This is a genomic window from Microbulbifer maximicatervae (SeqCode) (genome assembly GCF_052466985.1).
The window spans coordinates 565,210-577,138 of sequence record NZ_CP174298.1 but is presented as its reverse complement, the minus strand read 5'-3'; the positions used below and the strand labels follow the sequence as shown (position 1 = coordinate 577,138).

Annotated in this window: 7 protein-coding genes; 4 read left to right on the top strand and 3 right to left on the bottom strand. The window is 52.9% G+C overall.

The window, feature by feature from the left end; genetic code table 11:
* Positions 1-16: 16 nt before the first annotated feature.
* On the top strand, positions 17-430 hold the full coding sequence (locus ACJJI3_RS02565) for a hypothetical protein (protein WP_444914130.1): 414 nt from the start codon (positions 17-19) through the stop codon (positions 428-430).
* Positions 431-582: 152 nt separating this feature from the next.
* Here the strand turns inward: ACJJI3_RS02565 and rlmKL are convergent, their stop codons facing one another.
* Positions 583-2,781 carry a bifunctional 23S rRNA (guanine(2069)-N(7))-methyltransferase RlmK/23S rRNA (guanine(2445)-N(2))-methyltransferase RlmL gene (gene rlmKL, locus ACJJI3_RS02560; protein ID WP_444941398.1) on the bottom strand — a complete coding sequence of 733 codons (2,199 nt, stop codon included), beginning with the start codon at positions 2,779-2,781 and terminating at the stop codon, positions 583-585.
* Between the two features lie 434 nt (positions 2,782-3,215).
* On the opposite strand from rlmKL, the gene rmf reads away from it, so the two are divergent.
* Complete coding sequence (gene rmf / locus ACJJI3_RS02555; RefSeq protein ID WP_444941397.1) at positions 3,216-3,467, top strand: ribosome modulation factor; 252 nt, start codon at positions 3,216-3,218, stop codon at positions 3,465-3,467.
* A 63-nt stretch (positions 3,468-3,530) separates the two neighbouring features.
* Here the strand turns inward: rmf and ACJJI3_RS02550 are convergent, their stop codons facing one another.
* Entirely contained in the window at positions 3,531-4,568 is a 1,038-nt protein-coding gene (locus ACJJI3_RS02550; protein ID WP_413662444.1) for a quinone-dependent dihydroorotate dehydrogenase, read from the bottom strand.
* 104 nt (positions 4,569-4,672) lie between these two features.
* Complete coding sequence (locus ACJJI3_RS02545) at positions 4,673-9,562, bottom strand: NAD-glutamate dehydrogenase (protein ID WP_444942538.1); 4,890 nt, start codon at positions 9,560-9,562, stop codon at positions 4,673-4,675.
* Between the two features lie 315 nt (positions 9,563-9,877).
* Here ACJJI3_RS02545 and ACJJI3_RS02540 point away from each other — a divergent pair, with 315 nt between their 5' ends.
* Both ACJJI3_RS02540 and ACJJI3_RS02535 read left to right on the top strand, forming a co-directional pair.
* Entirely contained in the window at positions 9,878-10,849 is a 972-nt protein-coding gene (locus tag ACJJI3_RS02540) for an AAA family ATPase (protein ID WP_444897706.1), read from the top strand.
* Positions 10,849-11,826 carry a DUF58 domain-containing protein gene (locus tag ACJJI3_RS02535; protein WP_444941396.1) on the top strand — a complete coding sequence of 326 codons (978 nt, stop codon included), beginning with the start codon at positions 10,849-10,851 and terminating at the stop codon, positions 11,824-11,826. Before ACJJI3_RS02540 ends, ACJJI3_RS02535 begins: the two co-directional genes overlap by 1 nt.
* Positions 11,827-11,929: the final 103 nt, after the last annotated feature.

Below are 11,929 nucleotides of genomic sequence, written 5' to 3'. Positions count from 1 at the left end.
ACAAGAGGGAACTTCAGTGCAACGATTACTTCTCACCCTTTCTTTAATGTTACTTGCCGGCTGTAACGGTATAGAGTTTAAAACAAACGCTGGCCCATATATTTCCGGCAGAGTTAAATCCGCGCTAATAGAGGAATACTCTCTGGCTGAGATCCATCAGAGCAACGGAACATTACTCGGCAGTGTATCAGCTAATAGCTGCCAAACCCTACTTACCGACGATAAGCCCAGACCGGAATCCATCAAAAAATCACTAAAAATCAAAACCCACGATATGGGCGGCAATGCCATAGTTTTCGAAGGTTGTTATAGAAAAGATTCTGCGAGTTGCCTGGAGTTTATCGAATGCAAAGGCCTTGCTTATATAATTCCAAAACACAACGAGCAAGAACCCAACAACCCACCAAACACTCCCAATCGCGCATTTTGACTTTGTGCTGATGAGCCGACTGATTTATATACTTTTAGAGAACTGACGCAATACCTGCAGACCTTAGGGACTGCAGGTATTACATATTACTTGCTGTGAATACGCTTAAACTAAAGCGCCAAAGCAAGTGTAGTCAGATTATTCAAGCCAGCTTATTTTACCCGCAGCTCCCATACATTGTGAATTTTTGGGTTGCGCTGAAAGTCCTTATCCAAAAGGTTCAGCTTCTCTACCGAATATTCACTGGAAACGTCCTCGTCCATCTTAAAGCTGCGCAAGTTGTTGGAAAACACCAAGCGACCTTGAGGCGACAACAGGGACATACACTGACGAATCAATTTCCCGTGATCCCTCTGAATATCTAATACCCCGCTCATCTTCGCGGAATTGGAGAAACTCGGGGGGTCCATGAATATTAAATCGTAATGGCCTTTCCTGTTCTGTTGAGCAGATTCAAGCCACTGTAAACAATCGGCCTCGACCAACTGATGGCGATAAGGATCCATGTTATTAGCACGGAAATTTTGTCCTGCCCAGTTTTGATAGGTTCGCGACATATCGACACTAGTGCTCTGCTTGCAACCTCCCAGAGCCGCTTGGACCGTCGCACTGGCGGTATAGCAGAAAAGGTTTAGGAATGTTTTACCGGCAGAAATCTCTCGCAGGTATTTGCGCACCGGACGATGATCCAGGAAAAGCCCCGTATCCAGATAGCTCCACAGGTCTACCGCCAACTCAGCGCCATACTCCCCAACCCAGAGTTCCTTCTTGGACTCCGTCTGCTTTTGGTACTGACTTCCGCCCTTACCTCCACCCTTGTGGCTGTGGCGACGGCGCTCTTTGATGCTGATATTCGCGCGAGGCAATTCGAGCACGGACTGAAGGGCCCTTAACAAATCGCGCAAGCGTCCCCGAGCTTTCTCTTCCTCGATAGTGGCCGGCGGACGATACTCCTGCAAATGCGCGTACACGGCGCCATCCAGGGTTGTATAGATATCGATCGCGGCAGCATATTCAGGCAAATCCGCATCGTAGAGGCGATAACAATCCACGCCACTCCTCGCGGCCCATTTACCCGTAGTGCGCAGATTTTTGCGTAAGCGGTTCGCTACCATCTCCGCCTGGGGTGAAAGCTTCGGCCCAGTAGCTTCACTCGCCGCCGCTCCGCTTTGCGCGCGAACCTCAAACATCAGCAACTGACTGGGGATACTGCCATTGTATAGCTGGTACTGCTTGTGAGAGCGTAAACCGGTGGCATAACCCAGTTCCGGATTGCCGGTAAACACACCGACTAACCAGCCCGGGAACTCCGCCTTTAACTGCCGCCCCAGTTCAAAATAGGTCTCCCGCAGAGCTTCCTGCTCACCCAAGCGCTCACCGTAGGGCGGGTTTGTCAAAACCAATCCCGCTTTGACTTCTCTATGGCTCGGTACCCTAAACCCTGCTACTGGACGGCAACTCACTCGCACCTGGCGCTCCAGACCGGCCCGGGCAATATTAGCTTCAGCCGCAAACAAGACTTTCGCATCGGCATCGTAACCGCGAATCTCTGGCAGTTCGCGAGCCAGGCCAACGCCTTGACGCTGCAATGCCTCCTCGCGAAGCTCATTCCATATATCGCTTTGATGGTTCAGCCAGCGCTCAAAACCAAAGCTATCCCGCATTAATCCCGGTGCTACATCAGCAGCGATCATCGCCGCCTCCACCAGAATAGTGCCCGAGCCACACATCGGGTCGAGCAATGCTCCACCCTGCTCGGCAATCTTTGGCCAGCCGGCTCGCAGCAACAGTGCTGCCGCAAGGTTCTCTTTCAGTGGGGCTGCACCGATATGGGTTCGGTAGCCACGGCGATGTAGACTATCACCGCTTAGATCGATGGCAATATCCAACTTATCCCGGTGCAAGCGCAAGGCAACCGTCAAATCTGGATGATGTTTATCAATACTTGGGCGGGCTCCCGACTGGCGGCGAAGGCGGTCGACAATGGCATCTTTTGCTTTTTGAGCACCGAACTGACTATTGCGGATCTCTCGATTGGTCCCAGAGAATTGCATCCACAGCTTGCCCGAGGGGCGAATGTGGAGCTCCCAGGGTTGCTCGGCAACTGCTTGGTACAGGTCCTCAGCTGTGGCTACATGCACCTGCGCCAAACGCAACATAATGCGGTTTGCCAAGCGACTCCACAGACAGCAGCGGTAAGCCAACTTCAGGGAGCCGGAAAAATACACTGCCGCCGGCTGCTCCCTTACAGACCCTGCACCCAGGCCGCGTAATTCATTAGCGAGCAGTCCCTCTATTCCCTTGGGACACGTAGCCGTAAACTCAAATTCTTCGGTTTGTAAATCTGTCAAAATACTTACTCATTAAGCTCCTCCTGTGGAGGAAGTTTTGTGCGCCAATAAAGACCGCCCACTTAAAGCTGCCGGCAACGTCTGCGCCGCCAGTACGCACAAATAAAACTTGGAGGCAAAACCTTTACCGCCCCCAACTAGGGAAATTGAGCATTATCGCCTTGCCCAAAAGAGGACGATTATCCCATTTTGTGGCAGAAGAGAATACGCCCTGCCGTTAATTACTACCTGCCCCATAAGTCATACTGTCAACTAGAGATGTTTTCCGATTCCCACGCAGCCACTTTACTCTTACTAATAAGGTGGATTGGGTCGGTCCGTTCAAAGACTTATTTCCTTCACTAAAATTCATTGAGAGACACCCCCAAATAGAGCCGTTTGCGAACCTGCCGACAAACTGTCCACAGACCGACAAAGTAGAGGTGCCGTATACGATGAAACGCCAAAAACGAAATCACGCCGACAGGGCATTTTACAAGGGCTATTTGGCAGCCCTGAACAACAAGTCTATGGATAGCTGCCCATTTGTCGAAGAGGATCCTCATCAGGAGTGGATCAATGGTTGGCGTGAGGGGCGGGAAGATTACTGGAATGGCTTCGACAGAGTGACCAAGGCCCAAAAACTGGAGATTTATGGCGCCGTTTCTACCGACATCCAATTCCCTGACGGGTGGAGCACCATTTAGAGATGGCGAGGGGGCTTATCGTCAAAAGCCCCCATTTTCCTAGCAGTCAGCAACTGATACAGCTTACCCTTGCTCTGTTCGGCGACGCTCCAAAGCAATTGCCTCTGCCGCCTCACGAATCAATTCAGGCCCCCGATAGATAAAACCGGTGTACATCTGTACGGCAGTCGCCCCAGCACGAATTTTTTCAGCCGCACTGTCACCATCAAAAATACCGCCAACCCCGATAATCGGGATCTGCTTGCTCAACTCTTTCGATAACAGCTCGATGACCTTGGTGGATTGCGCTCTCAGGGGTTTTCCGCTCAAACCGCCCTCTTCGCTACCATGGGGCAGCTTGGCGACTGAAGACTTATCGATCGTCGTATTGGTAGCGATCACCCCATCGATATCGTACTCACACAGCGCCTCGGCTATCTGCGCCACCGCATCGCCTTCCATATCCGGGGCAATCTTGACGGCAACAGGGACGTAGCGATCACTCTTTTGAGCCAGCTCCATCTGCTTGTCCTTGATGCTGCCCAGCAAGCGATTGAGACTGTCACCAAACTGGAGGTCACGTAGCCCTTTGGTATTGGGAGAAGAAACGTTGGCAGTGATGTAGTCGGCGTAGCGGTACACCTTCTCCATACACAGGCAGTAGTCATCGGCGGCCTTTTCCACTGGAGTATCAAAGTTCTTACCCACATTGATCCCCAAAACACCGCTATAACGGCGCTTTTTCACTCTTTCAATCAGGTAGTCAACACCGAGGTTGTTAAAACCCATACGGTTAATAATCGCATCGGCCTCTTCCACCCTAAACAGCCTTGGCAGCGGATTGCCGGGTTGGGGACGCGGTGTCACGGTGCCCACTTCAACAAACCCGAATCCCAGGGCTCCGAAACCATTAAAGGCCTGCGCATTCTTATCCAGACCAGCGGCCAAACCAACCGGGTTGGGTAGAGTGAGCCCCATCAACTCGACCGGATCATCCGGGACCGACTTTTTGTACAGGGACATCAAGCCGAGGCGCTCTGCAGCGCCAATGGCATCAATCGACAAATGGTGGGCCCGCTCAGGGTCAAGCGCAAACAAGGCTTTACGCAGTGTTGAATACATACCTTTCCTTACGTGGGGAGGCGAACCCTTCAGAAAAACGAAGGGCTCTATCTTGTGATGACGATACTACAGGGGCCTTTGAGCGGCCCCTGGGCTCTATTCCGCTACTGTTCTGCCAGAGTTTCCCGGTCCGCAGTGGCGTGGGCGAGATACATTAGCTCGCGCAAAGCCACAGTGAACATGGCAAAGTCACCGACAGAAGTAGACTTCAACTCGGCAATCATATTGTGCCAGCGTTGAATTGCGGGCGCCATGATAGCGCTCCAGCGGGACATTGCACCCTCTACATCAAGATTTTCAGCCTTGCCTAAGCGGAGAATATTCACCGCCAGTGTCGACAACTGGCTGTCCAGGTCATCCATACTGGTCTCCCGGGCCTGCGCCTGCCAGAAGCTGTCTACCGGCAAGTCGACGATCAGATTGCCAAACCAATGCAGGTTCAACTCATCCGACAGCCTGAAGTAAACCGTGGCAACTTCCTCTACGGGCGTATCGCTAGCTCGCGCCGACTCGGAAATACCCAGTGCCGAGTAGAGGTAGGTGGGCGACGCCGACAGCAGGGCCAGGGCCTCTGGCACCCCTGCTTCCAGGAGCTTCTGGTAGCGCTGTTCCCATTCGTTAAGGGGCTCGCCACTTAAGACCTGCGGCAACGCTGTAATAACCCGCTGTACCGACTCCTGGAACAGCTCGCAGTTGGTAGCTGGCTCCAACTCATTGCGGCGATTGCGCAGGAACCACCGGGTTGCCCGGCGCACACGGCCTATCATCGAGTTCAGCAGTTCTGTTTGCAGCTCTGCTGGCACCTTGTAGTCCAGCGCAGCCAGCTGCTCCTGGAAGTCGTGCATCTCGTACACATCGCGAGCGCTGACGTAAGCAGCAGTTACATCGTTCACATCGGCGCCAGTAGCTGTACCGATACGGTTGTAGAAGGTGATACCCATACTGTTAACCATCTCATTGGCAACCTGGGTAGCCACAATCTGGCGCAACAGCGGATGGTCATAGACTTGGTCGCGATAACGCTCGACCAATTTTTCCGGGAATGCAGACTCAACCGCAAAACGCACCCGCTCATTGTCGGTGATTTGTGCATTTTGCAGCTCTTCTTTCAACTTGACCTTAACGTATGAAATTAGAACCGATAATTCGGGGCGGGTCAGGGACTGCCCTTTGTGCTCGCGTTCAGAAATCTGCTCGTTGTCAGGAATAAACTCCAACGCGCGGTTCAATCGGCCGTCGTCTTCCAAAGTGTTGATGGTTCTGCGGTACTCGTCCAGGCGCTTGGCAACCTGATATTCCGCCACACTGAGGGCAAAAGTTTGCTCATAGTTATTGTGCAGTACCAATTCACCGACAGCATCGGTCATCCCATCCAGTAGCTCATTGCGCTGCTTTTCAGTCAAATCACCCTGAGCAACGACTTTATCCAGAAGGATCTTGATATTTACCTCGTGGTCAGAACAATCCACACCGGCCGCATTATCGATAAAGTCGGTGTTACAACGCCCGCCATTGAGAGCAAACTCAATACGTCCACGCTGGGTCATACCCAGGTTGCCGCCCTCGCCAAAGACTTTGGCACGCAACTCCCGACCATCAACGCGCAAGTGATCATTGGACTTGTCACCAACTTCGGAGTCCGTCTCGGTAGTAGCCTTAACATAAGTGCCAATACCGCCATTCCAGATCAGATCCACCGGCGCTCTGAGCAAGGCACTAATCAGCTCGTTGGGGTTCAGTTGATCCTGTTTGATATCAAACGCTTCTTTCATTTCGGGCGTAATAGCAATGGCCTTGGCGCGACGCTCGAAGATACCACCACCTTTGGAAATTAATTTGCGCTCGTAATCTCTCCAGCTCGACCGGGGCAACGCGAACAAACGCTGGCGCTCTTTAAAGCTGGATTCTGCATCCGGATTGGGGTCCACAAAAATATGCAGGTGGTTAAAGGCCGCTTTCAGGCAGATATGCTCAGACAGCAACATGCCGTTACCAAAAACATCTCCACCCATATCGCCAATGCCGACAACAGAGAAGTTCTCTTTCTGGACATCCACCCCCATCTCACGGAAGTGGCGCTGCACCGATACCCAGGCTCCACGGGCTGTAATACCCATTTTCTTATGGTCGTATCCCTGGCTGCCACCAGAGGCGAAAGCGTCGCCCATCCAGAAGCCATACTCCCCGGCAATGCCGTTGGCAATATCTGAGAAAGTCGCCGTCCCTTTATCTGCAGCTACTACCAGGTAGGGGTCATCCTCATCCCGACGAACAACGTATTTGGGCGGCACAACTTCGCCATCTTTTAGATTGTCAGTGATATCCAAAAGGCCACGAATAAAGGTTTTGTAGCAGGAGATTCCCTCTTCCATCATGGCTTCGCGGCTGCCATCGGTAGGCGGACGTCGAACGACAAATCCACCTTTTGCACCACTGGGTACAATAACCGCATTTTTCACCGCTTGGGCTTTTACCAGGCCCAGAACTTCTGTGCGGAAATCTTCCAGTCGGTCAGACCAACGCAGGCCGCCGCGAGCGACTTTACTGCCGCGCAAGTGCACACCTTCCACACGAGGGGAGTAAACAAAAATCTCAAACTCCGGGCGGGGTTCGGGAATGCCGGGAATATCCCGGGGACTGAATTTGATCGAAATATAATCCTTGGGCTGCCCTTCATCATCCACCTGGAAGAAGTTAGTGCGCAGGGTCGCCAGGATTAATTCCAAATAACGGCGCAGAACCAAATCTTCATTCAGGTTATCAACCGTATCCAAACCATCGTGAATTTTAGCGATCAAGCGCTCGACACGGGGCTGCTCCTGCTTACCAGTGCTTAAACGGGGATCGAACATCGCCCTAAACAAGGCTACCAGGTTGCGGGTGATATCCACGTGGCTGGCCAGGGTAGCGGCAATATAGCTCTGGCTGGCACCGGACTTGGTTTGCTTCAGATAACGGGCGTAGGCACGAAGCATGGATACTTCGCGCCAGTTAAGGCGGGCGGCCAGCACTAGGCGATTGAAGGCATCGCTTTCCGCCGTGTGATTCCAGATCGCCGCGAACGCATCCTGGAACAGGCCACGGGATGCCTGCGCATCAATTTTGGTGGGCAGACCAAATTCCAGATGGAATTCGTGCATCCACACATCGGTATAGCCACGGGGGCGAATCGTATAGGGGAATTCACCAATAACCCGCAAACCCAGATTTTCCAGCACGGGAATCACGTCGGAGAGCGTCAGGCCGCTGCCCCAGTTGAATACCTTGAACCGCAGGCTGCCCTGAGCGGCCCCCACCGGCTGGTAGAAACTCATTGCTACCCGGTTATCTTCACTGAGGCTCTGAACGGCTGCTACATCCTGCACCGCAATACGAGGCTCAAAGTCTTCACGGTACCCCGCCGGGAAGGCGCGGCCAAAAGTACGATAGAGACGACTGCCCTCTTCTTCCCCGCTATTTTCAATTAGTGATCTTTGGAAAACATCTTCCCAGGAGCGGGTAATATCCACAATTTGCGCCTCCAGCAGCGCGACATCAAAATCAATAGGCTCATCGGGGGACACTCGGAAAACAAAATGAACCCGCGCAAGAATGGATTCGGAGAAGAAAGTGGTGAAGTCCGAGTCCTTCGCATTAATCGCTTTGGCAATATGCGCGCAAATCACCTCGCGCACATCACTGTTAAACAGCTCACGGGGAACGTATACCGTGGCAGTAACGAATTTACCAAAGGGGTCGCGACGCATAAACAGGCGAAGGTGAGCCCGCTCATTTAACTGCAGCACACCCATTACCACGTCAAACAGCTCTTTGGTGCTGCCCTGGAAAAGTTCATCCCTTGGGAATGTATCGAGAATCCGGCGCAGGGCTTTGCCATCGTGCCCCTGCCCGGAGAGACCGCTAGACTCGATGATCGAGGCCATCTTGCGGCGAATAATCGGGATTTTCGCCGGGCTCTCGGTGTAAACCGGCGAGGTATAAAGCCCCATAAACGCCGCTTCACCAATCACCTCGCCCTCGGTGTTGTAGCGCTTAATCATCACGTAGTCCGAATAGGCCGTGCGGTGCACCCGGGACTTAACGGAGGACTTGGCAAATGTCAGGTAATTGGGCCCTTGGTAGAAACGCTGCTTGCCCTCACTAAAAGAGGTTTCCAGCATCGGCGCGGCTTCTTCCAGCTTTTTGAAAATACCGAGCCTGCGGTCTTCAACTTCATTGAGGATTTTTTTATCCCCGACAACACTGAACTCGTATTCGCGATACCCCAGGAAGGTGAAGTTACCGTCGCGCATCCATTGTAAAAATGCACTGGCTTCCAATAGGTTGGTATCTTCGTCTGGAAGTCCCGCCTGTAACTGTCCCTCCATTGCGCTGCAGGTTTCCAGCATCGGGACATAGTCGTCCACTACCAGCTCCACATCGCCGAGTACGTCTTTTAAGCCAGTCATCATGCCTGAAGCGAACTCAGATGAAGTATCGTGGTTAATCTCGACATAAATCATCGCTTCGTTCGTAATGTGCTTCCCTTTTGCCTGTGGCTTTTCACCCAGCAACTCTTCCTCTGGCGGCAACAGGCGAGTCAGTTTCCCCTTGGCATCACGTTCGACTCGAACTACCGTGCTCTTTATCGAATGAGTCACTGTATTTCGGCGATTGATCTCCATGCGAATGGAGTCCACCAGAAATGGCATATCCCGCTGCAGCACACCAATGACCGTATGCGAGCACTCCCAACCATCGTCTTCGAGGCGGGGGTTAAAGACCTTCACCTTGGGTAGGCCGCCCGGGCGCTGTTGAATAAAGTTCCACCAGGTGTATATGCAGCCATAGACGTCAACAAGACGACGACCGGCCAGATCCTCTAATGGGTACTGATTGAGGAACTGCTGGGCAAAAGCCACAACGGGTTCGGCTTCGCTGGTCAGCTTGTCACGAATCAGCTCGCAAATCTGCGCAACTAATTCTTCACGGCTGTCGGTAATAACCGTCGCCATATTCACGGGGAACCTCCCAATCTCATTTTTGTCACATCGAATCCAAACACTGTAGATCCGAAAAGGTCATCATCTCAGCCCATACGCAGCTGCAGGGTCGAGTCCTAAAAATTACACTTTCAGTCAGACAGTGAGGAGAAGTCCATTCCACCTCAGAATCTAGTCGGCTCGGCAGAGGCCTACGTCTCAAGAGTTGCCTCTTCATTTGGTGCCGCTAAAATCATCAGTCGCCACCTTCTCGGCGGCGACTATATATAGATGGTAGAAAGCCAGCCAGGTCCGTGCGGCGGCTAAATTCTCAGAAGAAGAGATACTATGGAAGCAAACCAGACTATTAGGGATCATATCGCCGCTTTGGGCGATTGGTTGGAAAAGCAGATTATCGGTCAAGAGAGATTGGTTAACCGATTGCTGATCGCCATGCTGGCCGATGGCCACCTTTTGGTGGAGGGAGCGCCAGGCCTGGCCAAAACCAAGGCCATTAAAACACTGGGCGAAGCTATTGAGGGTGACTTCCATCGCGTTCAATTTACGCCAGATCTGCTTCCGGCGGATATTACCGGCACCGACATTTACCGGCCGGAAACCGGAGAGTTCCATTTTCAACCAGGTCCAGTGTTTCACAACCTGATACTGGCCGATGAGATTAACCGCGCGCCAGCCAAAGTTCAGTCGGCGCTGCTCGAAGCTATGGCAGAACGGCAGATCAGTGTCGGCCGAAAAACTTATCCCCTTCCCCAGTTATTTTTGGTAATGGCTACCCAAAACCCTATTGAGCAGGAAGGGACTTATCCTCTGCCAGAGGCACAATTAGATAGATTCCTAATGCAGGTAAATCTTGCCTATCCCAATGCGGAGGCGGAAGCAAAAATCCTGCGCCTGGCCAGATCCGAGGCTAGCCTTGGCGAAAATCGCCCCACTGAAATTATCAGCCAAGAGACCATTCTTCAGGCGCGCAACCAAATTCTGGAAATGCAGATGGTTGAGGCCGTGGAAACCTATACTGTCCAACTTGTCATTGCTACTCGCGAGCCGGCGAAGTATGACAGCGAGCTGGCGTCATGGCTAGATTTTGGTGCAAGTCCGAGAGCAACAATTGCATTGGATCGCTGCGCGCGCGCTCACGCCTGGCTCGCCGGGCGCGACTACGTCACCCCAGATGATGTGATGAATGTCGCTCCCGATATTTTACGCCACCGACTCCTGTTGAGTTTTGAGGCGGAAGCGGCGGGAATTACTACCGACCAGGTAATTGAGCGATTACTTCAACAGGTGCCTGCGATCTGATGTCCGCTGAAGCATCCCCAACTGAGCTCGAACTGCGCGGGGCTTACCCTGAAGTAACGCCGCTGGTGCAAATGCGTTACGCCGCACGGCAGCTGCAATTATTCAAACCGCGCCTGGCCCGCAGTGATCAGGCCGGCAGCCTGCTCACTCGCTATCGCGGCCGCGGCATGAATTTTGAGGAAGTGCGGAACTACCAGGCAGGCGATGATGTGCGCTCCATTGACTGGCGCGTAACAGCTCGAACCGGCCAAACCCACACCAAACTTTACCAAGAGGAGCGCGAACGCCCGGTAGTTATCCTGTTGGATTTGCGCTCGCCGATGTTTTTTGGCAGCCAAAGGGCATTTAAATCGGTGACGGCAAGCGGCATCGCTGCAGCCCTGGGTTGGGCTGGCTTACAGCACAGTGATCGGATCGGGGCGCTACTTTTCTCCGACCGGGAAATAGATACAGTGCGCCCGCGCCGCAGCCACCACGCCGTACTTTCGATGATCCACAGTACGGTTGCCCGCGCTGCGGAACTGAACAGCCCCATCCCCGAACAGGGCAACCAAACACTGAAAACATTGCTGGAGGAAGCGCGAAGAATCGCACGCCCCGGTAGTGCGCTCTTTTTAATCAGTGATTGTCACGATCTCGACGAGAGCTGCTCACAGCCACTCTATCTTTTATCCCGCCATGCCGACCTCCAGGTACTGAGGGTATCGGACCCGCTGGAGCAACATCTGCCCGGCCAATCCCTCACTATATCTGACGGTCGCCAGCGCACATTCCTTCATGCCGGCAATCGGCCGGTACACGAACATTTTGCCGAAAAGCAAGCCCGCGCCCGCGCCGAGGTTGAACAACTGTGCCGGCGTTATCGGCTGCCATTGCTGGACTTTGATAACACCCAACCGCTTATTCCAGCACTGATGTCCGTCTACGGCTCGCGGCAAAGAAATAATGGCTGGCAAAATACGAGAAGGCCCAAGTAGTAATGAGTTTGAAAGTGCAGAAAAAGCTAGTCGCCAATGTTTTGGCGAACCAAGGAGCGAAGGCAAAACGCACTGGCAATTTAATTGAGGGCCAGTCGTGATA